General features: G+C 62.7%; 19 protein-coding genes, 1 tRNA gene and 2 rRNA genes. 16 read left to right on the top strand and 6 right to left on the bottom strand.

Annotated features, from left to right (window positions below):
* Window positions 1-249: 249 nt before the first annotated feature.
* The 12 genes from LB559_RS14940 (at window position 250) to LB559_RS14885 (ending at window position 15699) form a co-directional block, all read left to right on the top strand.
* Window positions 250-3071 (top strand): 23S ribosomal RNA (locus tag LB559_RS14940).
* A gap of 269 nt (window positions 3072-3340) precedes the next feature.
* Window positions 3341-3455, top strand: a 5S ribosomal RNA gene (gene rrf / locus LB559_RS14935).
* A gap of 154 nt (window positions 3456-3609) precedes the next feature.
* A tRNA-Met gene (locus tag LB559_RS14930) sits at window positions 3610-3686 on the top strand.
* A 652-nt stretch (window positions 3687-4338) separates the two neighbouring features.
* Window positions 4339-5370, top strand: coding sequence for a substrate-binding domain-containing protein (locus tag LB559_RS14925; RefSeq protein ID WP_013529471.1), 1032 nt, complete (start codon window positions 4339-4341; stop codon window positions 5368-5370).
* Between the two features lie 93 nt (window positions 5371-5463).
* The gene (locus tag LB559_RS14920; RefSeq protein ID WP_224674401.1) at window positions 5464-6999 is read left to right on the top strand and encodes a sugar ABC transporter ATP-binding protein; all 1536 of its coding nucleotides are present in this window, start codon (window positions 5464-5466) and stop codon (window positions 6997-6999) included.
* A 76-nt stretch (window positions 7000-7075) separates the two neighbouring features.
* On the top strand, window positions 7076-7999 hold the full coding sequence (locus LB559_RS14915; protein WP_224674565.1) for an ABC transporter permease: 924 nt from the start codon (window positions 7076-7078) through the stop codon (window positions 7997-7999).
* 25 nt (window positions 8000-8024) lie between these two features.
* Complete coding sequence (locus LB559_RS14910; protein WP_224674400.1) at window positions 8025-9005, top strand: sugar-binding transcriptional regulator; 981 nt, start codon at window positions 8025-8027, stop codon at window positions 9003-9005.
* Window positions 9002-9997, top strand: a complete 996-nt coding sequence (locus LB559_RS14905; protein ID WP_224674399.1) for an aldo/keto reductase — start codon at window positions 9002-9004, stop codon at window positions 9995-9997. The genes LB559_RS14910 and LB559_RS14905 overlap by 4 nt, the downstream gene beginning before the upstream one ends.
* 21 nt (window positions 9998-10018) lie before the next feature.
* Window positions 10019-11716, top strand: coding sequence for a glycerol-3-phosphate dehydrogenase/oxidase (locus LB559_RS14900; RefSeq protein WP_224674398.1), 1698 nt, complete (start codon window positions 10019-10021; stop codon window positions 11714-11716).
* Window positions 11717-11730: 14 nt separating this feature from the next.
* Window positions 11731-12549, top strand: coding sequence for a class I fructose-bisphosphate aldolase (locus LB559_RS14895; RefSeq protein ID WP_024504448.1), 819 nt, complete (start codon window positions 11731-11733; stop codon window positions 12547-12549).
* Between the two features lie 22 nt (window positions 12550-12571).
* A complete protein-coding gene (locus LB559_RS14890) occupies window positions 12572-14086 on the top strand; it encodes an FGGY-family carbohydrate kinase (protein ID WP_224674397.1) in 1515 nt (504 codons plus the stop codon).
* A complete protein-coding gene (locus LB559_RS14885; protein WP_224674396.1) occupies window positions 14083-15699 on the top strand; it encodes a GMC family oxidoreductase in 1617 nt (538 codons plus the stop codon). Before LB559_RS14890 ends, LB559_RS14885 begins: the two co-directional genes overlap by 4 nt.
* A gap of 12 nt (window positions 15700-15711) precedes the next feature.
* Here the strand turns inward: LB559_RS14885 and LB559_RS14880 are convergent, their stop codons facing one another.
* A complete protein-coding gene (locus LB559_RS14880; RefSeq protein WP_224674564.1) occupies window positions 15712-16629 on the bottom strand; it encodes a LysR family transcriptional regulator in 918 nt (305 codons plus the stop codon).
* 134 nt (window positions 16630-16763) lie between these two features.
* On the opposite strand from LB559_RS14880, the gene LB559_RS14875 reads away from it, so the two are divergent.
* Together LB559_RS14875 and LB559_RS14870 are read left to right on the top strand one after the other, a co-directional pair.
* On the top strand, window positions 16764-17402 hold the full coding sequence (locus LB559_RS14875; protein WP_024504444.1) for a DsbA family protein: 639 nt from the start codon (window positions 16764-16766) through the stop codon (window positions 17400-17402).
* A gap of 36 nt (window positions 17403-17438) precedes the next feature.
* Entirely contained in the window at window positions 17439-18050 is a 612-nt protein-coding gene (locus LB559_RS14870) for an NAD(P)-dependent oxidoreductase (RefSeq protein ID WP_024504443.1), read from the top strand.
* A gap of 25 nt (window positions 18051-18075) precedes the next feature.
* On the opposite strand, the gene LB559_RS14865 is transcribed toward LB559_RS14870, so the two are convergent.
* The 5 genes from LB559_RS14865 to LB559_RS14845 form a co-directional block, all read right to left on the bottom strand.
* Window positions 18076-18876: an ABC transporter ATP-binding protein gene (locus tag LB559_RS14865; protein ID WP_013529483.1), complete on the bottom strand. Its 801-nt coding sequence runs from the start codon at window positions 18874-18876 to the stop codon at window positions 18076-18078.
* Window positions 18873-19775 (bottom strand): ABC transporter ATP-binding protein, encoded by a 903-nt coding sequence (locus LB559_RS14860; RefSeq protein WP_224674395.1) that lies wholly within the window; start codon window positions 19773-19775, stop codon window positions 18873-18875. The genes LB559_RS14865 and LB559_RS14860 overlap by 4 nt, the downstream gene beginning before the upstream one ends.
* Entirely contained in the window at window positions 19772-20602 is an 831-nt protein-coding gene (locus tag LB559_RS14855) for an ABC transporter permease (RefSeq protein WP_224674394.1), read from the bottom strand. The genes LB559_RS14860 and LB559_RS14855 overlap by 4 nt, the downstream gene beginning before the upstream one ends.
* Window positions 20599-21585 carry an ABC transporter permease gene (locus LB559_RS14850; protein ID WP_224674393.1) on the bottom strand — a complete coding sequence of 329 codons (987 nt, stop codon included), beginning with the start codon at window positions 21583-21585 and terminating at the stop codon, window positions 20599-20601. The genes LB559_RS14855 and LB559_RS14850 overlap by 4 nt, the downstream gene beginning before the upstream one ends.
* 252 nt (window positions 21586-21837) lie before the next feature.
* Window positions 21838-23448: an ABC transporter substrate-binding protein gene (locus tag LB559_RS14845; RefSeq protein WP_224674392.1), complete on the bottom strand. Its 1611-nt coding sequence runs from the start codon at window positions 23446-23448 to the stop codon at window positions 21838-21840.
* A gap of 90 nt (window positions 23449-23538) precedes the next feature.
* On the opposite strand from LB559_RS14845, the gene LB559_RS14840 reads away from it, so the two are divergent.
* Both LB559_RS14840 and LB559_RS14835 read left to right on the top strand, forming a co-directional pair.
* On the top strand, window positions 23539-23760 hold the full coding sequence (locus LB559_RS14840; protein WP_224674391.1) for a hypothetical protein: 222 nt from the start codon (window positions 23539-23541) through the stop codon (window positions 23758-23760).
* A 62-nt stretch (window positions 23761-23822) separates the two neighbouring features.
* A partial coding sequence (locus LB559_RS14835; RefSeq protein WP_224674390.1) for a M24 family metallopeptidase occupies window positions 23823-25000 on the top strand: 1178 nt, incomplete at its 3' end.

Below are 25000 nucleotides of genomic sequence, written 5' to 3'. Positions count from 1 at the left end.
TGGCAGTAATGCCGTGATTTGTCGCGGGAGACGCTCAATCTCCCGCATATGATGGGCTTGCCTAACCGCACCCTCGAACCGATCTCGAGAAGCTGGTCTTTTTGTGCCAATGACATCGAAGTTTGATCCCGCACAGGATCTGCTTCAGGCGACAATTCCTTTGGAATTGCGTGGATGCCAACTCCGTAAGGGGAAGGCTGAAGCGACAATCCGTTCGGGATTGCGCGGGTGGGCATTGGCAATGAGAACGATCAAGTGTCTTAAGGGCAATTGGTGGATGCCTTGGCATGCACAGGCGATGAAGGACGTGATACGCTGCGATAAGCTACGGGGAGGTGCGAATACCCTTTGATCCGTAGATTTCCGAATGGGGAAACCCACCTAAGGTACTTGGAAAATCAGAGCAGCCAGAAGGTCGCAAGGCCGGATTGCTGCTGTGGTTTCCAAGTATCGATAATAGGTAACTTACCCTGAATACATAGGGGTAAAGTGGCGAACGCGGGGAACTGAAACATCTAAGTACCCGTAGGAAAGGACATCAACCGAGACTCCGGAAGTAGTGGCGAGCGAACCCGGACCAGGCCAGTGGCGATTGAGAGACAAGCGGAACCTTCTGGAAAGTAGGGCCATAGTGGGTGACAGCCCCGTACGCGTAATGCAATCAATCGTCCTCGAGTAAGGCGGGACACGTGAAATCCTGTCTGAAATTGGGGGGACCACCCTCCAAGCCTAAGTACTCGTGCATGACCGATAGCGAACTAGTACCGTGAGGGAAAGGTGAAAAGCACCCCGACAAGGGGAGTGAAAGAGTACCTGAAACCGATTGCCTACAAACAGTGGAAGCCCAAGGTTCGTCCTGGGTGACCACGTACCTTTTGTATAATGGGTCAGCGACTTAGTGTGACGAGCAAGCTTAAACCGCTAGGTGTAGGCGCAGCGAAAGCGAGTCTGAACAGGGCGTTCAGTTCGTCGCATTAGACCCGAAACCGAGTGATCTAGCCATGAGCAGGTTGAAGGTAAGGTAACACTTACTGGAGGACCGAACCCATAACTGTTGCAATAGTTCGGGATGACTTGTGGCTAGGGGTGAAAGGCCAATCAAACTCGGAAATAGCTGGTTCTCCGCGAAATCTATTTAGGTAGAGCGTCGACCGAATACCCCAGGGGGTAGAGCACTGGATGGGCTAGGGGTCCTCACCGGATTACCAAACCTAACCAAACTCCGAATACCTGGGAGTACTAGTCGGCAGACACACGGCGGGTGCTAACGTCCGTCGTGAAAAGGGAAACAACCCTGACCTACAGCTAAGGTCCCCAAGTTATGGCTAAGTGGGAAAGGATGTGAGGATCCCAAAACAACCAGGATGTTGGCTTAGAAGCAGCCATCATTTAAAGAAAGCGTAACAGCTCACTGGTCTAAATAAGGGTCTTTGCGCCGAAAATGTAACGGGGCTAAAGCCATACACCGAAGCTTAGGGTTTGGTCCGCAAGGGCCAAGCGGTAGCGGAGCGTTCTGTAAGCTGATGAAGCCATACCCGTGAGGGGTGGTGGAGGTATCAGAAGTGCGAATGCTGACATGAGTAACGTAAGGGGAGTGAGAGACTCCCCCGCCGAAAGACCAAGGGTTCCTGCTTAAAGCTAATCTGAGCAGGGTTAGCCGGCCCCTAAGACGAGGCGGAAACGCGTAGTCGATGGGAACCACGTTAATATTCGTGGGCTTGGAGGTAGTGACGGATCATTGAGGTAGTCCAATCTTATCGGATTGAACGGGCTGCTGCGTGGTTCCAGGAAATAGCTCCTCCTTATAAACCGTACCCGAAACCGACACTGGTGGTCTGGTAGAGTATACCAAGGCGCTTGAGAGAACTATGCTGAAGGAACTCGGCAAATTGCACGCGTAACTTCGGAAGAAGCGTGACCCTTTTCTACGCAAGTAGAGGAGGGTGGCACAGACCAGGGGGTAGCGACTGTTTATCAAAAACACAGGGCTCTGCGAAGTCGCAAGACGACGTATAGGGTCTGACGCCTGCCCGGTGCTGGAAGGTTAAGAGGAGGGGTGCAAGCTCTGAATCGAAGCCCCAGTAAACGGCGGCCGTAACTATAACGGTCCTAAGGTAGCGAAATTCCTTGTCGGGTAAGTTCCGACCTGCACGAATGGCGTAACGACTTCCCCGCTGTCTCCAGCATAGACTCAGTGAAATTGAATTCCCCGTGAAGATGCGGGGTTCCTGCGGTTAGACGGAAAGACCCCGTGCACCTTTACTATAGCTTTACATTGGCATTCGTAGTGGCATGTGTAGGATAGGTGGTAGGCTTTGAAGCCTGGGCGCCAGCTCAGGTGGAGCCACCCTTGAAATACCACCCTTATTACTATGGATGTCTAACCGCGGCCCGTTATCCGGGTCCGGGACAATGTATGGTGGGTAGTTTGACTGGGGCGGTCGCCTCCTAAAGAGTAACGGAGGCGCGCGATGGTGGGCTCAGAACGGTCGGAAATCGTTCGCTGAGTGCAATGGCATAAGCCTGCCTGACTGCGAGACTGACAAGTCGAGCAGAGACGAAAGTCGGTCATAGTGATCCGGTGGTCCCGCGTGGAAGGGCCATCGCTCAACGGATAAAAGGTACGCCGGGGATAACAGGCTGATGACCCCCAAGAGTCCATATCGACGGGGTTGTTTGGCACCTCGATGTCGACTCATCGCATCCTGGGGCTGGAGCAGGTCCCAAGGGTATGGCTGTTCGCCATTTAAAGCGGTACGTGAGTTGGGTTCAGAACGTCGTGAGACAGTTCGGTCCCTATCTGCCGTGGGTGTAGGAATATTGAAAGGATCTGTCCCTAGTACGAGAGGACCGGGATGGACGGATCTCTGGTGGACCTGTTGTGGCGCCAGCCGCATAGCAGGGTAGCTATATCCGGACGGGATAACCGCTGAAGGCATCTAAGCGGGAAACCCACCTTAAAACGAGTATTCCCTGAGAACCGTGGAAGACGACCACGTTGATAGGCCGGGTGTGGAAGAGCGGCAACGCTTGAAGCTTACCGGTACTAATAGTTCGATCGGCTTGATCGTTCTCATTCCTTATGCCCATCTGACAAAGTCAGATGGTCTGTTCTCACTCACGCTTGTTCCGCCCTGCGGGCGGCGCTACGTGGGTGCGGCGCATCAGCGCCGACGGTCGGTCGACCTTGCGAAGCTTCGCTTCGAAAGCGCCAGACCAAGAACCGTAAAGGCACACAAAGACCAGCGAACAGCCCCGAGAGGCACCCGACAGCTCCGCTGCCGATGTCTCTTTGTGCGCCTTCGCTCAAAAGCTTCTCGAACAACGTGCGTTTTGCCGACCTGGTGGTTATGGCGGAGCGGCTGCACCCGATCCCATTCCGAACTCGGCCGTGAAACGCTCCAGCGCTGATGGTACTTCGTCTCAAGACGCGGGAGAGTAGGTCGCTGCCAGGTCTGCCAAACGCACGTTGATCTCACATCCAAATCGGATGGAGAGAAATCTTCTCTTTATGAAATGGCCCGCCAAGGGATCACGGGCCGCGTAAGCGGCCCTTTCATTTGGTCAGCCATATACCTATCTGTAGGCCTCGGCTTACACAAAAATTGACGCGGGGTGGAGCAGCCCGGTAGCTCGTCAGGCTCATAACCTGAAGGTCACAGGTTCAAATCCTGTCCCCGCAACCAAATTCAAAAAAGCCCGCCACCGTGCGGGCTCTTTTGTTTTGTGCCGTGCTGCCGGCCTGTCATCAGGCGCCCGCAACCAGCCAAGCCAAGCCGCCAGACAGAAAACAAATCCTCTCCCCAAAACCAAACTTCAAAAACAGCCCGCCAGCCACAAATGCCCGCGCGCCGTTTTGATATGCGGCTGGGGTGGCCATCGATCTGCCCAGGCTCAGGCCCCCGAAAGCGAAGCCGAAGCTGCGGGACAAGCGGACATATGGAGAGCGTCACGCTGCGTCCGGAACAGATCTATCAAAGACAGGATCGAGGGCTTCAGGCGATAAAGACGCGGCCGGCGGGAGGGTACCATGCGAGCCCCCGTGCGGATACTCCACCACCCTCTCCGGTTTCGCGGCCAAAGGCCGGTAAGGCCTTGCCCAGCCCGTACGGCATCTTGGCGGCCGCGACCAGCCTCGTCGACCGGAGCGTAGGAATCCCCTTGAAGTAGGGTATGAAATATATTTCATTATGTGAATTATATTGACAATGCGCGCCCGGGCTGTAATGTCCCGATCGTCGGCTTTCGGAGGAAGGTCGGCATCATCAAATCCATACGGCAGCGCTCACTGAGTGCCTGCAACGGTCATTGAGGATGGCTTCGGCCAAGGGAGGAAACTTGCGCAAATTTCTGAGCACGCTCGCAATCGCGGCGGCTGCATCGACCTGCTTTGGGTCGATGCAGGTACGCGCCGAAACCCCTAACCCGTTCAAATGCGAGCCGGGTGAAAAATACGTCATGAACGTGATGGTCTCGGGCGTCGAATACTGGTTCCCGGTCTATGAAATGTTCAAGCAGGCCGGCCAGCAGTTCGGCTGCGAGACCGCCTATACGGGTACGCCGGAATACGACGTCAACAAGCAGATCGCCACCTTCGACCAGGCACTGGCGCAGAAGCCGGCCGGCATACTGGTACACCCGATGAACTCCGATCCGTTCATCGAGCCGATCAACCGCGCCATCGAGCAGGGCACCGCGGTGGTGACCTTCGCCGCCGACTCGCCGAATTCCAAGCGCGTCTCCTACATCACCTCCGACAACAATGCCGAAGGCACCTATGCCGCCGACGCCGTTGCCAAGGCGATGGACGGCAAGGGCGAATATGCGGTGCTGGAGAATCCCGGTCAGGACAACCACGACAAGCGCGTCAACGCCTTCGTTGCCCGCATGGAAGCCAAATGGCCCGACATGAAGCTCGTCGGCCGCGCCGCTTCGAACCAGGATCCGACCAAGGCCTATCAGGCGGTTCTGAGCCTAGCGCAGGCGCATCCGGACCTCGGCGCCGTGTTCATGCCGGAGGCCAACTCGGCTATCGGTGCTGCCCAGGCCGCCAAGGAAGGCGGCGGCAAGATCCGCGTCATGCTCGCCGACGTCAACGCCAAGATCCTCGACATGATCAAGGCCGGCGAGATCTTCGGCTCGGTCAATCCCAACCAGGGCATGCAGGGCTATATGGGCTTCATGCTGTTGTGGATGGCCAAGCATCCCGGCCTGATCGATCCGATGAACGACGCCAAGCGTTCGGGTTTCAACCCGATGAGCGTGCCCTTCGTCGACAATGGCTTCTCCATCGTCTCCAAGGACAATGCGGACGACTTCTACTGGGACAAGTACCTCAAGCGTCGCGGCACCAAGGGCATCGAGGAATAGTCTCGATCGCCGCCCCGGCCTCCACAAGGCCGGACCAACCGGGAAGGAGGCTTCGGCCTCCTTCCTCCCCCGCAAGCATCGCAGGAGCATGGCGTGACCCAGGCGCCCATTCTTGAAATCCGCGGCCTGTCCAAGGCGTTCGGCCCGGTCAAGGCACTGAGCGACGTGCGGTTCGAGCTGCGGCGCGGCGAAATCCATGCGCTGTGCGGCGAGAACGGCGCCGGCAAGTCGACGCTGATGAACATGATCGCCGGTGTATTGCAGCCCGACGAGGGCGACATCCTGATCGATGGTGAGCGCATTTCGATCCACTCGCCCGCGGCCGCCCAACGTCTCGGCATTGCGCTTGTCCACCAGGAGATCGCGCTGTGTCAGGACGCCACGGTTGCCGAAAACATCTACATGGCCGCGATCAACAGCCGGCGCGCACCGCTGATGAATTTCCAGAAGCTCTACGCTGACGCCCAGAAGGTCATGGATCTGCTCGCGCCCATTCCGGTTCGCACCAGGGTCGCCGACCTCTCCATTTCCAACCAGCAGCTCGTCGAGATCGCCAAGGCGCTGACGCTCGACTGCAAGGTGCTGATGCTCGACGAGCCGACCGCCGCACTTACCGAAAGCGAAGCGCAACGCCTGTTCTCGATCGTGCGCGGGCTTAGGGAACGTGGCATTTCGGTGGTCTATATCAGCCACCGCATGGCCGAGATATTCTCGCTCTGCGACCGCGTCACCGTCTTCCGCGACGGCCGCTACGTGGCGACCGATGCGATAGCCGCCGTTTCACCCGACGATGTCGTGCGCAAGATGGTCGGCCGCGAAATCACCCAGCTCTATCCCGACAAGCTGGCGTCGCAAGAGCCGGGGCGTCTGCTCCTGTCGGTCAAGGGGCTTTCCGATGGGCGCCGCTTCGCCGACGTCGATCTGCAGCTTCGCGACGGCGAAATTCTGGGCATAGGCGGCCTGATCGGCGCCGGCCGCAGCGAGATCGCACAGACGGTCTGCGGCCTCAGGCCAATGACCTCTGGAACCGTCGCGCTCGACGGAAAGCAGCTGCGGCTGCGCAGTTATGGCGATGCGGTCAAGGCGGGGCTGGTCTATCTCTCTGAGGATCGCAAAGGCTCCGGCGTGTTCCTCGATCTGCCGATCGCGGCGAACATATCGGCGCTCGACCTCGGCCGGCTCACCGGGCGCCTCGGCCTGCTCGACCGCAAGGCCGAGGATCGTCAGGCGCGGGAGCTGACCGGCAGGCTCGGCGTGCGCATGGCCGGCATCGAGGCCACTGTGTCGACGCTGAGCGGTGGCAACCAGCAGAAGGTTGCCATCGCCAAGCAGCTGTCCGTCAGTCCCAAGGTCATCATCATGGACGAGCCGACGCGCGGGATCGATGTCGGCGCCAAGGTCGAGATTCACCGGCTGCTGCGCCAGCTAGCCGGCAGCGGTGTCGGCGTCATCATCATCTCGTCCGAACTGCCGGAGCTGATTGGCTTGTGCGACCGCGTTCTTGTGGTGCGCGAAGGCAGGATCGCCGGCGAACTCGCCGCCAGCGAGCTCGGTGAAGAAGCCATCATCATGCTCGCCTCGGGCGTCCAGGACAGTTCAATTCAAAGGCAGGCCCAGAATGTCGCCTAGGGAATCAGGAGAAGCGCTCGTGCACGCCGAGATCAAGTCCGCCGGGCGGCGCATCAACTTCGCTCACCTCGCCTCGATGCGCGAGGCCGGGCTGATCGTCATCATCCTGGCGCTGTGCATCGCCATGAGCTTCGCCTCGCCGCACTTCCTGACATGGGGCAATTTCCGCGCCATGCTGATGAGCTTCTCCATCGAAGGCATCGTCGTCGTCGGCATGACCGTCCTGCTCATCGTTGGCGGCATCGACCTTTCCGTCGGCTCCGTCGTGTGTTTCTCGATGGTGGTCTCGGGTGCGCTGTTCCTCGCCGGGCTCGATCCCTGGACGGCAAGCCTGATCGGCATCGGCGTCAGCGCGCTGATCGGCGCGGCCATGGGCTTCTTCGTGACCGTGATAGGGCTCAATCATTTCATCACGTCGCTGGCCGCCATGGTCATCGTGCGCGGCATGTGCCTGGTGGTCACCAAGGGCACGCCGCTGTCGCTGTTCACCTTGCCGCCGGCCTTCAAGGCCATCGGCCAGGGCAGTTTCAACAACATCCCCTATGTCATCCTGATCTTCATCGTCGTGGTGGCGATCTTCGACTTCCTGCTGCGTCGCGCCACGGCCTTCCGCAAGGTTTTCTACACCGGCTCCAACGAGAAGGCCGCGCAGTTCTCCGGCATCAGGACCAATCAGGTGAAGTTCTGGGTCACGGTGCTGTGCTCGACCCTCGCCGGAGTGGCCGGCGTCATCTACATGGCGCGCTTCGGCGCGGCGACGCCGACCTTCGGCGCCGGCATGGAGCTCAACATCATCGCCGCGGCCGTCATCGGCGGCGCCTCGCTGAATGGCGGCTCGGGCACCATCTTCGGGGCGATCCTCGGCATGGCTCTGCTGTCGGTGGTGACGAGCTCGCTTATCCTGCTCGATGTCTCGGTCTATTGGCAGGACATGATCAAGGGATGCATCCTGCTGGCAGCGGTGTCGATCGATCACTTCCTGCACCGCAAGAAGTCCTGAACCTCAAAGGCGGCGAAGCAAGACCATGGCCCCTCCCAACACCCGCGACGACATCGCCGCTGTTCGTCAGATGCACCAGGCGCTTGTCCTGCATTATGTCGAAGGCAAGACCCAGGCCGAGATCGCCGGGGAACTCGGCATCTCGCACGCGACCGTCAACCGGCTGATCAAGCGCGGTCACCAGCTCGGTCTCGTCGAGATCAAGATCAAGTCGCCGATCGATCATCTGGTCGACCTGGAAGCGCGGCTGGTGGCGCTGGGCGGCATCGAGCGGGCGATGGTGGTGCCGTCGGTCTCCGAAAATCCGCACACCGCCCTGCAGCGGGTCGGCGAGGCGGCGGCTGGGCTGCTGCTCGACACCATCAAGGACGGCGACACCATTTCGATCACCGGCGGCAAGGGCGTCAGCGCGCTGGTCGCCGGTCTCAAGCCGGGGCGCCGCTACGACGTCGAAATCATTCCCGCCACCGGGCTGGTCCAGGGCAAGCACTACACCGATGTCAACCATGTCGCCTCGCTGATGGCCGACAAGCTCGGCGGCCGCGCCTATCAGATCCATGCGCCGTTGTTTGCCGATACCGCGCAGCAGCGCGAGATGCTGATGGGCATCAGCTCCGTCGCAGACGTGTTTCGCAAGGCGCGCGAGGCCGATGTCGCGGTGGTGGGTGTCGGATCCATCCTGACCGACGATTCCAGTTACTACGACCTGCATCCGTCCTCGAATGCCGATCGCCAGGCGATCGAGAAGTCCGGGGCAACAGGCGAGCTGCTCGGCCATCTCATCGATCGCCGGGGCAAGCTTTGCAATTACTCGCTCAACCGTTCGCTGGTCTCGCTGACGCTTGACGAGTTCGCGACCATCCCGCGCTCGATCGGCATTGCAAGTGGCGCCAGCAAGGTCGCGCCGATCCTCGCCGCAATGCGCGGAAATCATCTCGACACCATCGTCACGGACGAGGCCACGGGGCTCCAGATCCTCGAGCTGGCCGAACAGGAGGCAGCATGAATTCTCGACAGATCCAGCGGCAGATCGGCAAGTCCGGCATATCGGCGTCGGCCGTGGGCCTGGGCACCTGGGCGATTGGCGGATGGATGTGGGGCGGCACCGACGAAAAGGAGTCGGTGCGGGCGATCGAAGCCTCGATCGATGCCGGCCTCAGCCTGATCGACACAGCGCCGGCCTACGGTCTTGGCCGCAGCGAGGCGATCGTCGGCACCGCCATCAAGGGCAAGCGCGACAAGGTGGTGATCGCGACCAAATGCGGGCTGAACTGGCATTCGGGCAAGGGCGGGCATTTCTTCGACCAGGACGACAAGCCAGTGCATCGCTATCTCGGCGCCGACGGCATCGCCTATGAGGTCGAGCAGAGCCTGCGGCGTCTCGGCACCGATCATATCGACCTCTACATCACCCATTGGCAGGACCCGACGACGCCGATCGCCGAGACGATGGCGGTATTGGAAAAGCTCAAGGCAGCCGGCAAGATCCGCGCCATCGGCGCCAGCAATATCAGCGCCGAGGATCTCGGCCATTATATCGATGCCGGCCAGCTCGATGCGATCCAGGAGCGCTATTCGATGATCGACCGCGACATCGAGAGCAGCCTGCTGCCGATCACTCGCCGCCATGACATCGCCACGCTCAGCTATTCGTCGCTGGCGCTGGGGCTGCTCACCGGCACGGTCGACCCCGGCCGCACATTCGGCGGCGACGACCAGCGCAAGGACAACCCGCGCTTTTCCACGGCCAACCGGCAGAAGGTGGCAAAGCTGAAAGAGGCCATCGCCCCTATCGCCGAGAGCCACCAGGCGTCGACGGCGCAGATCGTCATCGCCTGGACGCTCGCCCAGCCGGGCATCACCTTCGCCCTGTGCGGCGCGCGCAATCCCGAACAGGCGCTCGACAATGCACGGGCCGGGGAGATCACGCTTGCGGCAAGCGAGCTTGCGGCAATCGACGCCGCGGCAGCCGCGCATCTCACCGCGATGGATGCCTGAGAAAAAAAGGCAACAGCCCCGATGAACCGTAGCCATACGTTAGCCGGTCTGCGCGACCGGCCTGATATCGCCGTGCTCGTCATCGGTGGCGGCATCAACGGCATCAGCGTCTTTCGCGAACTGGCGCTGCAAGGCGTCGATGTCGTGCTGGCGGAAAAGGGCGACTATTGCAGCGGCGCCAGCGCCGCCCTTTCACGCATGGTGCATGGCGGCCTGCGTTATCTCGAAAACGGCGAATTCAAACTGGTGCGCGAATCGCTGCTCGAACGTGACCGGCTGCTGAGGAATGCCCCGCACTATGTGGCCCCGTTGCCGACGACGGTGCCGATCTTCGACATTTTCTCCGGCCTTGCCAACGGTGCGGTGCGTTTCCTGGGTCTGACGCGGCGGCCGAGCCGGCGTGGTGCGCTGGTCATCAAGACCGGCCTTGCCATGTACGACCTGTTCACCGCCGCACGGCGTTTGATGCCGACGCACAGGTTCAGGGGCCGCGCCGAAACCTTGAGAAAATGGCCGGCGATCAATCCGGCGATCCGCAATTCGGCGACCTATTACGACGCCTGGGTGAGCCGGCCCGAACGCCTCGGCCTGGAGATGCTGCTGGACGCCACGGCGAGCGCGACGAACGCCCGCGCCTTGAACTACGCTCAGGTATCGTCGACAGGTGATAGCCTCGCCATTACCGACACGCTGACGGGCGAACAACTGCCGGTACGGGCGCAATTGGTCATCAACGCTACTGGTGGCTGGATCGACCTGACCAACAAGGCCATCGGGGCGGCGGCGCAGACGATGATGGGCGGCACCAAGGGCTCGCATCTCATCGTCGACAATGCAGAACTGTTCGACGCGCTCGGCGGCCATATGGTCTATTACGAGAACGAGGACGGGCGCATCTGCATCCTGTTTCCCTATCTCGGCAAGGTGCTGATCGGCTCGACCGACATCCGGGTCGACGATCCGGACAAGGTGCGTTGCGAGGAGGACGAGCAGCGCTACATCCTGCAGTCGCTCGCCTTTGTATTCCCCTCGATCAAAGTAGCTGAAAACCAGATCGTGTTCCGCTTCGCCGGCGTGCGACCCTTGCCCGCCAGCGAGGACAGTTTTACCAGCCGCATACCGCGCGATCATTTTTGCGAGTTCGTAGAAGCGAGCGGGCACCTGCCGGCGACACTGTGCATGGTCGGAGGCAAGTGGACCACCTTCCGTTCGTTTGGAGCGCTGGCCGCCGACATGGCACTGAAGCGGCTCGGCCTCGCGCGCAGCCAGGGCACGCAGGACATGGCCATCGGTGGCGGCCGTGATTTTCCGGCCGACCCGGACGCCTGGTGCGCGTCATTCGCCGCCGAGCATGGCCTGACGGTCGAGCGCGCGCAAACGCTTCTGCAGCGCTATGGCACGTCGGCCAGGGATTTCGTTTCGCACCCGGCGGGCGAACAGATGCTGCCGCAGTCGGACTATTCGGCAAGCGAGATGGGGCGCATCATCGAGCGCGAGCAGGTCGAGTGCCTTGCCGACCTGTTCTTGCGCCGCACCACCATCGCCATTTCAGGCGGTCTCAGCTTCGACCTCGTCAACGCCGTTCTCGACATGCTGGCGGCGCACAAGGACTGGAGCGCCAGCGAGGCTGCCACCGAGCGCTCGACCTTCCTCGCGTTGCTGGCCGACCGGCACGGCATCGACCTCCAGACACATCAAAGGAGCGCCCTATGCGCGTAAACAAGAAAGTCCGTATGAACCGGCTGTTCGGCGGCGGCCGCTGCCTCGACGTCGCCATCGATCATGGCGTCTGCAACGAGCCGAGTTTCCTTGCCGGGCTGGAAGACATGGCCAGCGTGGTCAACCAGCTGGTCAAGGCCGGCCCCGACGCCATCCAGATGAACTACGGCCAGGCCGACCTGCTGCAGGCCGTGCCTGGCAAGGACAAGCCGGCGCTGGTGATGCGCATCGACATGGGCAATCCCTATAACAGGATACGCCACCGGGCGATGTGGGCGGTGCTGCAGAACGAAGCCGAGCCCTTGCTTGGCGCCATCGAGATGGATGCGGCTTGCGTCGTGGTCAATCTGTTCATGCTACCCGACGAGCCGGACCTGTTCCGGCAATGCGTGCAGAACATCGCCCGCGTGCGCGCCGATTGCGAGAAATACGGCCTGCCGCTGATGATCGAGCCGCTGGCCATGCTGCCGGTCACCGAGCATGGCGGCTACATGGTCGACGGCGACGCCGATAAGATCGTCACCTTGACCCGGCTTGCCCGCGAGATGGGTGCCGATATCGTCAAGGCCGACCCGACCACCGATCCCAACGACTTCCACCGCGTCGTCGAGGCGGCGCGCTGCCCGGTGCTGGTGCGCGGCGGCGGCAAGGAGGATCTGCGTGCCGTGTTCGACAAGTCGGCCGCCTTGATGGCACAGGGTGCGCTTGGCATGGTCTATGGCCGCAACATCTACCAGCATGCCAACCCGAGCGCTGTCGTGCGCGGGCTGATGGCAATCATTCACGACGATGCCGATGGCGGCGCAGCCTGGGATCTGTACAACCAGGCATAGGCTGCGGCCTCGGGAGGCGCCAATGGCAAGCTATATCCTCGGTCTCGATGCCGGCAACACCGTCATCAAGGCCATCCTCTTCGACCTGTCGGGCCGCGAACTGGCATTCGCCGCCCGTGACGGCCGCTCGTCCATGCCAAAGCCCGGACATGTCGAACGCGACCTCGACGAACTCTGGCGCAATGCGGTCTCGGTCATTGGTCAATGCATCGCTGAAGCCGGTATCGACGCCGGCGAGATCGTCGCCATCGGCTGCGCCGGCCATGGCAACGGGCTCTACGCGCTCGATCGTGCGGGCGCGCCATTGATCGGCATCCAGTCGCTCGACACACGCGCCGTCGACATCGTTGCCGAGTGGGCAGAACAGAATGTCGGCGACCGCACCTACGCACACTGCCTGCAGCGGCCGTGGGCGGCGCAGACGCCGACCCTGCTTGCCTGGCTCAAGCGCTTTTCGCCGGCTTTGTTTGCCAGCATCGGAACTGTGTTCTTGTGCAAGGATTTCGTCGTCAACCGCCTGACAGGTGCGCGCAGCAGCGATACTTCAGATATGTCGGGCTGCGGCCTGCTGCAGATGCAGGACCGCCGCTACGAGCCGGACCTGCTTGCCGCCTATGGGCTCGGCGATTGCATGGACCTGCTGCCGCCAGTGCTGGAATCGGCCGACATTGCCGGCCATGTCAGCGCGGAGATGGCGGCCCTGACGGGATTGCGCGCCGGCACGCCGGTCGTCGCCGGGCTGTTCGATGTCGTCGCCAGCGCGGTCGGTTCGGGCGTGACCAGAACCGGTGCCGCCTCGGTCATCGCCGGAACCTGGAGCATCAACCAGGTCATCACCGACAAGCCGATCCGCGACCCTTCGATCTTCATGCTGTCGACTTTCGATCGCCAGCGCTATCTGGCGATCGAATCCAGTGCCACCTCGGCCGCCAATCTCGAATGGATCGTTCGCGAATTCCTCGAACATGGCGGCGAAGCCGGCAAGTCGCCATTCGAATTGTGCAGCGAACTGGTGGCGTCCGTCGATCCCAACAGCGACATCCCGATCTATCATCCCTTCCTTTATGGCTCGCAGCAGAATGGCCATGCGCGCGCCGGCTTCTACGGCATCGCCGGCTGGCACAGCCGAGCCCATCTGCTGCGTGCGCTGTTCGAGGGTGTCGCCTTCGAGCACAAGCGCCATGTCGAGACCTTGCACAAAGCGGGCGCCGATTTCGACCAGGTGGTGCTGTCCGGCGGCGGCTCGCGCAGCAGCATCTGGCCGCAGATTTTCGCCGATGTGCTCGGCGTGCCCGTCACCGTGGCGCGCAGCCGCGAAACCGGCGCGCTGGGAGCGGCGATCGCGGCGGGCACCGGCGTCGGCATTTTCGCGGACTACAGTGCCGGTGCAACCGCCATGACAGCGGCCGCCCGACATTTTGTACCCAACGAGACGGTTGCTCACGCATACGCACGGCGGTATCGACTCTATGGCGAGATCAACCAGGCGATGACCCCGATGTGGGAGCGCATCGCCGGACAGCAGGCGCGCACGTGACCGAAGCTTCACCGTCTCCGTTCGGCAGTTACGACTACGTCATCGTCGGTGCCGGCTCCGCCGGCTGCGTGCTCGCCAACCGGCTCTCGGCCGATCCGCGCAACAAGGTGCTGCTGCTCGAGGCCGGCGGCAGCGACCGCTATCACTGGGTCGATATCCCGATCGGCTATCTCTTCTGCATGGGCAACCCGCGTACCGACTGGATGATGAAGACCGAGCCGGAAGCCGGTCTCAACGGACGCAGCCTCAACTATCCGCGCGGCAAGGTGCTCGGCGGCTGTTCATCGATCAACGGCATGATCTACATGCGCGGCCAGGCTGCCGACTATGATGGCTGGCGCCAGGCCGGCAATGCCGGCTGGGGCTGGGACGATGTCCTGCCTTACTTCCTCAAGTCGGAAGACTTCCATGGTGGCAAGAGCGCCATGCACGGCAGCGGCGGCGAGTGGCGGGTCGAACGGCAGCGGCTTTCATGGCCGATCCTCGACGCCTTCCGGGACGCGGCCGAGGAACTCGGCATTCCGCGCACCGAAGACTTCAACACCGGCACCAATGAAGGCTCGGGCTATTTCGAGGTCAACCAGAGGAAGGGCGTCCGCTGGAACACATCGAAGGCGTTTTTGCGCGGTATAGCGGGGCGCAAGAACCTGCGCGTAGTGCTCGGCGCGGAAACCGAACGGCTCGAATTCGACGGCCGGCGCGTCACCGGACTGGTTTTCCGCCAAGGCGGCCGCCTGCATCAGGTCCGCGCTGGACAGACGATCCTTGCGGCCGGCGCCATCAACTCGCCCAAGCTGCTCGAACTGTCGGGGGTGGGTCGCCCCGACCTGCTCTCGGGCATCGGCGTGGATGTTCGTCATGCGCTGCCGGGCGTCGGAGAAAACCTGCAGGACCATCTGCAGATCCGCACCGTCTTCAAGGTCGCCAACACTGCCACGCTCAACCAGCGTTACCACAATCTGGTCAGCCGTGCGTCGATGGGGCTGGAATACGCGCTCAAGCGCAGCGGGCCGCTGTCGATGGCGCCAAGCCAGCTCGGCATCTTCGCCAGGAGCGATCCGCGCCTTGCAACGCCCGATCTGGAATATCATGTGCAGCCGCTGAGCACCGACCGTCTGGGCGAGCCGCTGCATCGCTTTCCCGCGGTCACCGTCTCGGTCTGCAATCTGCGTCCGGAAAGCCGGGGCAGCGTGCACATGGGTTCAGCCGACGCGCGGGAGGCGGCGAAGATCCGGCCGAACTATCTTTCCACCGAGGGAGACCGCAGCGTGGCCGTCGCGTCGTTGCGCCATGTCCGCAGTTTGATGAAGGCTCGGGCGGTGGCGCGCTTTGCGCCGGAAGAGATGCTGCCCGGCACGCAGTATGACAGCGATGAAGAGCTCATCCGCAAGGCCGGCGATATCGGCACGACGATCTTCCACCCCGTCGGCACCTGCAAGATGGGTTCGGATACGATGGCGGTGGTCGAGGACGGCCTGCGTGTTCACGGGCTTGCCGGGCTGCGCGTGGTCGATGCCTCGATCATGCCGACAATCGTCTCGGGCAACACCAACTCGCCGGTCGTCATGATCGCGGAGAAGGCAGCCGAGATGATCCTGCAAGAGGCCCGCTGACCGCCATCGGCTTCAAGCCGTGGCAACGCCGCGCGATCGCCGCTTCTCGGCCGCCGCGAGCAGATCGACGAAGGTGCGAACCTTGGCGGGCCGGAACCGGGCCGGCGGAAAGACTGCGTGGATGCCGCCTGACGGCAGGCTCCAGTCGGCAAATACCGGCACCAGCCGCCCCTCGGCGATATCGTCGCTGACGCTGTAGTCCGGAAAGACGCCCAGCCCGATGCCGACGAGCACGCAAGCAAGGGCGGCGGGGCTCTTGTCGCACATGAGGACCGGATTGAGCTCGGTCAGCACCGTTTCGCCATCCCTGGAAAACAGCCATTGGCCGATGCCGCGCAACTGGGTGTTGCCGACCCAGGCCAGCGATCTTGCCTGGCGCGGCGTCAGGTCCGGCGGCAGGCTCGCCGCGAAGCCAGGGCTCGCCACCACGATTTGCCGGATCGTCCCCAGCCGCCGCGCCTGGTTCGAGGAATCGGTGAGCCAGCCGACGCGGATGCCGAGATCGATCTGCTCGTCCACCAGATTGCTGACGGCGTCGTCGAAGATCGCCTCGACGCGCATCTGCGGATAGGTTCTGAGATAGGCCGCCATGACCGGAGCCACGATCTTGGTGCCGTAGTCGAGCGGCGCCGTCAGCCTCAGCGTTCCGCTCGGTTCGACGGTCCCGCGCGAGATTTCGCCATAGGCGGCCTCCGCTTCCCGCAGGATGATCATCGCGCGGTCATAGAAGAGGCGCCCCTCTTCGGTCGGCGTGACACGCCGGGTCGTGCGCTGCAGCAGCGTTGCGCCCAGTTCCTCTTCGAGCTTGCCGATCTGATGGCTGACCACGGCCTTGGCGACGCCAAGCCGGTTGGCTGCGGCCGTGAACGAGCCGGTTTCCATCACCGTGGTGAAGTAGGCGAGCCGATTGAGGTTCAGAAGTTCGGCCAAGCTGGCTGCCATTTGTATGATCAGATCATACAGTTTGTATTATTGGGTGCCATTTATCGCAAGACCCCCACCTGCCACATATCAGCCAACGGCATTCGATCAAGCCGGCAGCCGGATCATGGGTAGCAGCGATTATGAACAATTCAGAAGTGACCTATCTTTTCGATCCGCTCTGCGGCTGGTGCTATGGTGCCACCAGGATGCTCGGCCGGTTGTCGGCCGCCGGCGTGCGCGTCGAGCTGCTGCCGACCGGCCTGTTTTCCGGCGCCGGCGCGCGTCCGATGGATGAAGGTTTTGCGGCGCACGCCTGGGCGAACGACCAGCGCATCGAGCGCCTGACCGGACAATCGTTCACGCCGGCCTACCGGCACAATGTCCTCAATGTCCGTGGCACCCTGCTCGACTCACATGCCGCCACACTCGGCATCACTGCCGCTGGCCTGGAGGACCCTAGCCGCCGGTTTGCGGCGCTGAAGACGATCCAGCATGCGCGCTATGTAGAAGGACGCGATGTCGTGACGATCGGCGGTGTGGCCGAGGTGCTCGCCGCCGACGGCATGGCGGACGCCGCCGAAATGCTCAAGGCGCCGACCGAAACATTGCTGGCGGCTCACCGCGATCAGGTTGGCCGTGGCCGTGCGCTGTTCCAGCGCCTGCATGCCGATGGCGTGCCTTCGCTCGCGGTCATCCGCAACGATGCGCCCCGGCTCATCGGTTCGAACGCGCTGTTCGGCAGCTTCGACAATCTCGTCGCCCACATCGCGGCGGCGTGACCCCATCCTCCAGACCCCAAGCATAAGGAAACAGACATGGCAAAAGTCGCTCTCATTGGTGCATCGGGCGCTGTCGGTTCGCGCCTTCTCAGGGAACTCTCCGATGGCGGCCATACCGTCACGGGCATCGCGCGCAACCCGGAAAAGATTGTCGCGCTTCCGGGCGTTACGGCCAGGAAGGGCGATGTCTTCGACACAGAAGGTCTCGCGGACCTGATCCGCGGCCATGACGCTGTGATCAGCTCTGTGCATTTCCTGGATAGCGATACCGATGCACTGATCGAGGCGGTGCGCGCCTCCGGCGTGAAGCGCTATCTCGTCGTCGGCGGCGCCGGCAGTCTCGAAGTCGCGCCCGGCAAGCGGCTGGTCGATAGCCCCAACTTCCCGGCGATCTACAAGGCAGAAGCGCAGAAGGGCGCCGACTTCCTGGACAGATTGAAGACGGTCGACGACCTCGATTGGACGTTCCTGTCGCCATCCGCCATGTTCGTGCCTGGCGAGCGCACCGGCAAATTCCGCCTCGGCAAGGACACGCTTCTCGCCTCCGACGAGGGCAGCAGCATTTCCTTCGAGGACTACGCGATCGTCATGGTCGACGAGATCGAGAAGCCGGCCCATATCAGGCAGCGCTTCACCGTCGGCTATTGAGCGAACGGATGGTGGCGGCCGGGTCTCAATCGAGGCCGGCCGACGCCAGCCGCATCAGGGTCCGGTTCAATCTCGGTGCTGCCGCCACCAGCGCCTTGCCGATGGCCGATTGCGGTGCGTCGATGACGGTTCGGGCATCGCCGTTCTCGGCAACCCGGCCGGCGTCGAGAAGGATAACGCGGTGGGCGATCGACCGGATGACGCCGAGATCATGTGAAATGAAGAGATAGGCGATCTTTTCCTGGCGCTGCAGGTCGAGCAAAAGCTCGAGGATCTCCCCGCGCACGGAAACGTCGAGCGCCGACACCGCTTCATCGAGCACGATCAGCGACGGCTTCGTGGCGATGGCGCGGGCAATGGCGACGCGCTGCCGCTGACCGCCTGAAATTTCGTGGATGGCACGCGGGGCGAGGTCCGCCGTCAGCCCGACGCGCTCCAGCAAGGCGGCGATGCGGCGCGGGCGCTCGCTGCGGGAAGCGATGCCATGGATGCGCAAGGGATCGTCGAGCACACGCGCCACCGTGGCGCGCGGGTTGAAGGCGGCAAGCGGGTCCTGGAACACCATTTGCAGGCGCGCGCGGCGGGCACGCAGTGCTGCGCTGCGCAGGGCCAGGAAATCGTCGCCTTCGAACTCGATGCGTCCGTCGTCCGGCTCGATCAATCGCAGCACCACCCGCGCGATCGTCGATTTGCCGCTGCCGGAGGGTCCGGCCAACGCCAGCGTTTCACCCGGCTCGATGTGAAAGGAGACATCGTCGACTGCAGCGATGGTGTTGTCGCCGCGACGGTAGCGCTTGGTGAGGTTGGACACCGCCAGCAGGCTCATGCGTGGAGCCCGGCTCGGTTCAGCAGCGGCTTGGTGTCGAGGCCGATATCGGCATCGAGCAATGCGCGCGTATAGGGCTGGGCCGGGGCGCCGACAATCTGCGCCGTCATGCCAAGCTCGACCAACTGCCCATGGCGGAAAACGGCGATGCGCCCGGCAAGCTCGGCCGCCAGCGCGATGTCATGGCTGATGAACAGCAGCGTCATGCCGTCCTCGGTCACCAGGCGTCGGATCAAGGCGACGATCTCGGCCTGCACGATGGTATCGAGCGCGCTGGTCGCTTCGTCGGCGATCAGCAATCTCGGACCGGCCGCAATGGCGGCGGCGATCGCCACACGCTGCTTCTGGCCGCCGGAAAGCTGGTGCGGGAAGGCGCGCAAGGCCGAGTCAGGATCGGGCAGCCGGACGCGTTCGAGCAGGGTTTTTGCTTGCGTGTATGCCTGCGGCCAGGTGAGGCCGAGATGGGTGCGGGCGACTTCGGCGATTTGTTTGCCGATTGGCATTACGGGGTCGAGGCTGGCGGATGGGTCCTGGAAGACGAAGCCAATATCGCGGCCGCCGCGGGGAGGGTGACTTGATCTGGTGAAGAGCTTTTGCGGTCTATGCTCTACGAGGCCCCCCTCTGTCCTGCCGGACATGTCCGGCAGGACAGAGGGGGGTGCCTTGGCGCCCAACGTCGACGGTAGGAACCAATCGATCTTTCCTTCAGTCTTGGTGCTTGCCGGCAACAGCCCTGCAATCGCCAGCGCCAGCGTGCTCTTGCCCGAACCGCTTTCGCCGATGATGGCCAAGCGCTCGCCAGCCTTTATGTCGAGGCTGACACTCTTCAGCGCCGTCGCCTCGTTGCCGTCGCGGCGGTAGGTCGCCGTCAGGTCGCGGATCGAAGCCAGCGCGGTCACGACAGGCCTCTCCTGACCGCCGTCGTCTCGACGATGCCTTCACCGGCGAGATAGACGCCGAGCACGGTCAGCACCAGTGCTATGCCCGGGACGATCGACAGGAAGGGCGCGGTGCGCAAAACAGTGCGGCCTTCGGCGATCATGCCGCCCCAGGTGACCCGGTTGGGATCTCCCAGGCCGAGGAACGACAAGGCCGCCTCGGTGAGGATCGCCGCGGCGACGATCACCGACGACATCGCCAGCACCGGCGGCAAGGCATTGGGCAGCACCTCGCGAAAGGCGATCGCCAGCGGGTGCATGCCGATGACCCTGGCGCCGGCGACATAATCGCGTTCGCGAATGGAGAGGACTTCCGCGCGGGCGACACGGGCTGGTCCGGTCCAGGTGCCAAGCGCGATGGCGATCACGACGATGCCGAGCGACGGTCCGACGACGCTGACGAAGGCCAGTGCCAGCAGGAAACTCGGCACGGTCTGGAAGGCGTCGGTGATGCGCATCAGCACCTCGTCGACGAGGCCGCCGGCAAAGCCGGCCAATGTGCCGACCACTGCCCCGACGACAAGTGCGGCGGCCGCGGCGGCGATCCCGACAGCCAGCGATGTGCGGGCGCCATGAAAAAGCTCGGCCAGCACGTCGCGGCCAAGCCGATCGGTGCCAAGCGGGAGCGACCAGTCCTGGAACGGCGGCAGCAGCGCCGGCCCGGCAATCGCTTGCGGATCGCCGGGGAACAGCAGCGACGCCGACAGCGCCATGGCGATCAGCGCCGCCAGGAGGATGGCGCCGGCGACCGCCTCGGGCGTGCGCAGAAAGCGGCGGAGGGCACTCATGCGCCGGCCTCGCTGGCGCCGACGCGCGGGTCGAGGAAGGCATAGGCGATGTCGACGGCAAGGTTGATGACAATGACCAGGACGGCGCTGGTGAGAATAATGCCGAGCAGAAGCGGCGTATCGCGGGAGGCGACTGCCTCCTGCGCCAGCCGGCCGAGGCCGGGCACGGAAAAGACGCTCTCGATGACGACGCTGCCGCCGAGCATCTGCGCCGACTGCAGGCCGAGCATGGTGACCAGGGGCAGCAGCGCGTTGCGGGCAATGTGGGCGAGCACGATGCGGCGGCGCGAAAGCCCTCTGGCGCGGGCGGCCAGCACAAAATCCTGCCGCCAGACCTCGGCCATGCCGGCGCGCATCATGCGCAGATAGAGCGCCAGGTAGATGAAGCCGAGGGCCGAAACAGGCAGGATAAGATGGACGGCGATGTCGGCTGCGCGGTCAAGGCCGGTCTTGTCGGAAGCCAGGGTCTCGATGCCGCCGATCGGCAGCCAGCGCAGGTCGACGGCAAAGACGACGATCAGCACCAGTCCGAGCCAGAAACCCGGCACGGCATAGAGCGCCAGCGAGCCGATCGACAGGAAGCGGTCGCGCAAACTCCCGGGCCGCGCGCCGGCATAGATGCCGAGTGCCGAGCCGAGCCCGAAGGAGAGCGCGGTGGCGCTGACCATCAACAGCAGCGTGTTGGGCAGGCGTTCGAGGATCACGTCGCGGATCGGCCTGGAGAAGGTCACCGACTGCCCGAGGTCGAGATGCAACAGCGCCCAGAGATAGTTGGCCAGCCGCGTCAGCTCCGACTGGTCGAGACCCCAGCGATGGCGCAACAGCTCGATCATGCCGGCGTCGCCGCCGGTCGAGACGATATAGGCATCGACCGCATCGCCAGGGGCGGCCTCGAGTAAAAGGAACGTGCCGATGACGACGATCAGCAGCACGAAGATGCTGCCGACGAGGCGACGGCGGATGAGAGTGAGCGCGCGAGTCATTGGGGCGTCGCAGCGATACGCTGGTCAGGATTGCGCCTAGGCACCCCCCTCTGTCCTGCCGGACATCTCCCCCTCAAGGGGGGAGATCGGCTGTCTCTTTTGGCTTCGCCAATCTCCAACGTTGAAGAATTCGCGGGACAGACAAGCGGCCAATCTCCCCCCTTGAGGGGGAGATGTCCGGTAGGACAGAGGGGGACCTCGTAGAACTCAACGCCTACGATGATTTCGCGAATTCTCATCCGCGCAATTCTGTCACGATTCCAGATACGTGTCCGCCCAGTTCGACACCGCCCAGCGCGGGTTGTTGGCGATGTTGCCGACGGTGTCGCGCGCGACGCTGATGAAACTCCATTCGGCGACGTTGATCAGCGGCAGGTCGGCTGCGACCTCCTTCTGGAACTCCTTGTAGAGGTCGGTGCGGGCTGATGCGTCGAGCGTCTCCGATGCCTTGGCGATGAGCGCATCGAGCGCATCGTTCTTGTAGCCGCCCTGGTTGGAGAACGGCACGCCGTCGGGAATGCCGCTCTGCACCAGGATGGTGGTCGAGATCGCCGGATCGCCGCGGAACACCGGCGGACCGACCGCGAGATCGAAGGCGTGGTCGGTGTAGACCGCCTTGATGTGCGCGGCCGAGTCGTTGTTGACCAGCTCAGCGTCGATGCCGATGGCGGCGAGCGCCTGGCGCAGATAGTCGCCGAACTGTTTTGTCTCGTTGAAATAGGGCGCAGGCAGCAGTTTCAGCGTGAAGCGCTTGCCGTCCAGGCCTTTCTTGTAGCCGGCTTCGTCGAGCAGCGCGTTGGCCTTGGCGACGTCGAAGGCATAGGTCGGCACATCGGCGGTGTAGAATTGTGGATCGTTCTTCGGCACCGGGCCGGTGGCTGTCGCGGCATAGCCGAGGAACACCGTCTTGACGACGAAATCCTTGTCGATGGCATGCGCGATCGCCTGGCGCACTTTGACATCGGCCAGTTCCTTGCGGCGATGGTTGATCTCGACGACGAGCTGATAGGTCAGCCCTTCGTAACCCTTGGTGATCACCTTCAGCCCCGGCACTTTCGAGATGCGGTCGAGGTCGGCCAGGGGCACGGCGGAAAAGGCCGCCAGCTGGATCTCTCCGGCCTCCAGCGCGCTCGCCGCGGACGTGCGATCCGGCAGCACCTGATAGATGATCTCGTCGAGATAGGGCTCTTCCTTGCCCCAGTAGTCGGTGTTTTTGGTCAGCCGGTAATATTGGCCGGCCTTGTACTCGCCGAATTTGAACGGCCCGGTGCCGATGGGCGCGTTGTTGGCCGGGTTGTCCTCGATCTTGCCAACCTCATAGATGTGCTTCGGCACCACGCTGCTCAGCGCCGGCAGCGCGTTGCGGATCAGCTGGAACGGCGTCGGCTTGGCGAATTTGAACAGGGCGGTGAGATCGTCAGGGGTCTCGACGCTGGCCAGATCCTTGAACACGGTGCGGCCGAGGTTCTGCAGCGGCTTCCAGATTTGCAGCGCCGAGAAGGCGACGTCGGCCGAGGTGAACGGTTTGCCGTCATGCCATTTGACGCCGTCGCGCAGTTTGAACGTCACCGAGAGCCCATCGGCGGCACCCTCCCAGCTCAGCGCCAGCCTTGGCGCGAGTCCGTCCTTGCCGTCGTAGGAGGCTTCGGCCAGCGTTTCGACGATCTTGCTGGAGATGAAGAAGACGCCGTTGGAAGCGACGATCGCCGGGTTGAGGTTGCGCGGTTCGGAATCGGCGGCAAGCACAAGCCGCCCGCCCTTCTTCGGCGTCTGCGCCCAGCCCGGTGTCGGGATGGCGGTGGAGGCCAGCAGCATTGCCGAGCCGGAAAGCATCGTGCGTCTGGAAATCGTGAAACCTGACATGATCGAACTCCGTCCTCTCCGCGACCCGGTTGGGCGCGCCAATACCCCTCGAACGCCGGCAAGCCCGCCAGCATCCTTGCGGCGGCGATTATGAGCCTTGCCGAGGGTTTCGCCAGAGACGGAATTGGCGCATCCTCGCTTGGCTTTGAAATTTTCGTCCGCTGGACCAGTTTGGAATATGCGCTTCTATCACGTCAATCTGGTAGGACCAAATTGATGGGATATGCGACGGACAAAGATATGATGACATGGAACGGTGCTGTTTGCCCTATTTCTGGCTGGACCAGAACGGGCAAAATGGTGCAGATTTGAGTCATGGCCAGGGGATCGCGAGCGGAACGGCCGGCGGTCCCAGGCAATTCAGGGAGAGAGAGATGAACATTGCTCCGGGCAAGAATGCCGTCGGCAATATCCCGTTCGACCAGGCAAGGGTCGACCGGCTGATGGAGGAGGCCGGCATCGATGTGCTGCTCGCAACCTCCAAGCACAACACGCAATACCTGCTGGGCGGTTACAAGTTCATCTTCTTCGCCGCCATGGATGCGATCGGCCACAGCCGGTACCTGCCGATCGTCGTGTACGAAAAGGGCGGGCCGGACCATGCCGCCTATATCGGCAACCGCATGGAGGGCGGCGAGCACCAGAACAATCCGTTCTGGACGCCGACGCTGCACGCCGCCTGCTGGGGCACGCTCGACGCCGCCAACCTTGCGGTCGAGCACCTGCAGAAGATCGGCAAGGCTGGCGCGCGCATCGGCATCGAGCCTGGCTTCCTGCCATCGGACGCCTATACGCTGATCCGCAAGGCGTTGCCGGATGCCAGGCTGATCGATGCGACCGACATGCTGGAGCGTATGCGCGCCATCAAGACCGATGCGGAGCTGGAGAAGCTGCGCACGGCCTCCGAACTGATCACCGATTCCATGCTGGCGACCATTGCCTGGGCGCGTGAAGGCACGACTAAAAGCGAGATCATCGAGCAGCTGCGGCGCGAGGAAACCAATCGCGGCATCCATTTCGAATATTGCCTGCTGACGCTGGGTGCCAGCCACAACCGCGCCGCTTCACCGCAGGCGTGGGAAAAAGGCGAGGTGCTGTCAATCGATTCCGGCGGCAATTATCACGGCTATATAGGGGACCTCTGCCGGATGGGCATTCTCGGCGAACCGGATGCCGAGCTCGAAGATCTGCTGGCCGAGGTCGAGACGGTGCAGCAGGCGGCCTTCTCAAAAGTCAAAGCGGGCACGCTGGGCGGCGACATGATTTCGCATGCCGAGGGCGTGCTGAAGGCTTCGAAGGTCGCGCCCTACACGGATTTCTTCGCCCATGGCATGGGCCTGATCACGCACGAGGCGCCGTTCCTGATGACCAACCATCCGGTGACCTATGAAGGCACCTATGCGGCCAAACCGCTGGAGAAGAACATGGTGCTGTCGGTGGAGACGACCATGCTTCACCCGACACGGGGCTTCATCAAGCTGGAAGACACGCTGGCGGTGACGGACGCTGGTTATGTGATGTTCGGTGATCGGGGCCGGGGGTGGAACAGGGG

It is taken from the genome of Mesorhizobium sp. BR1-1-3, from assembly GCF_020165455.1.
In the GTDB taxonomy this organism is placed as follows: domain Bacteria; phylum Pseudomonadota; class Alphaproteobacteria; order Rhizobiales; family Rhizobiaceae; genus Mesorhizobium; species Mesorhizobium ciceri.
Note: the sequence above shows the minus strand (reverse complement) of the source record. Positions and strands in the feature narration are given on the sequence as shown.

Bases quoted from the DNA above. Each gene is read 5' to 3' on its own strand.
- LB559_RS14910 (WP_224674400.1), top strand. From the start codon at position 8,025: ATGGCCCCTCCCAACACCCGCGACGACATCGCCGCTGTTCGTCAGATG.
- LB559_RS14855 (WP_224674394.1), bottom strand. From the start codon at position 20,602: ATGAGTGCCCTCCGCCGCTTTCTGCGCACGCCCGAGGCGGTCGCCGGC.
- LB559_RS14840 (WP_224674391.1), top strand. From the start codon at position 23,539: ATGAGCCTTGCCGAGGGTTTCGCCAGAGACGGAATTGGCGCATCCTCG.
- LB559_RS14870 (WP_024504443.1), top strand. From the start codon at position 17,439: ATGGCAAAAGTCGCTCTCATTGGTGCATCGGGCGCTGTCGGTTCGCGC.
- LB559_RS14900 (WP_224674398.1), top strand. From the start codon at position 10,019: ATGAACCGTAGCCATACGTTAGCCGGTCTGCGCGACCGGCCTGATATC.
- LB559_RS14845 (WP_224674392.1), bottom strand. From the start codon at position 23,448: ATGTCAGGTTTCACGATTTCCAGACGCACGATGCTTTCCGGCTCGGCA.
- LB559_RS14890 (WP_224674397.1), top strand. From the start codon at position 12,572: ATGGCAAGCTATATCCTCGGTCTCGATGCCGGCAACACCGTCATCAAG.
- LB559_RS14850 (WP_224674393.1), bottom strand. From the start codon at position 21,585: ATGACTCGCGCGCTCACTCTCATCCGCCGTCGCCTCGTCGGCAGCATC.
- LB559_RS14875 (WP_024504444.1), top strand. From the start codon at position 16,764: ATGAACAATTCAGAAGTGACCTATCTTTTCGATCCGCTCTGCGGCTGG.
- LB559_RS14905 (WP_224674399.1), top strand. From the start codon at position 9,002: ATGAATTCTCGACAGATCCAGCGGCAGATCGGCAAGTCCGGCATATCG.
- LB559_RS14865 (WP_013529483.1), bottom strand. From the start codon at position 18,876: ATGAGCCTGCTGGCGGTGTCCAACCTCACCAAGCGCTACCGTCGCGGC.
- LB559_RS14915 (WP_224674565.1), top strand. From the start codon at position 7,076: ATGCGCGAGGCCGGGCTGATCGTCATCATCCTGGCGCTGTGCATCGCC.
- LB559_RS14895 (WP_024504448.1), top strand. From the start codon at position 11,731: ATGAACCGGCTGTTCGGCGGCGGCCGCTGCCTCGACGTCGCCATCGAT.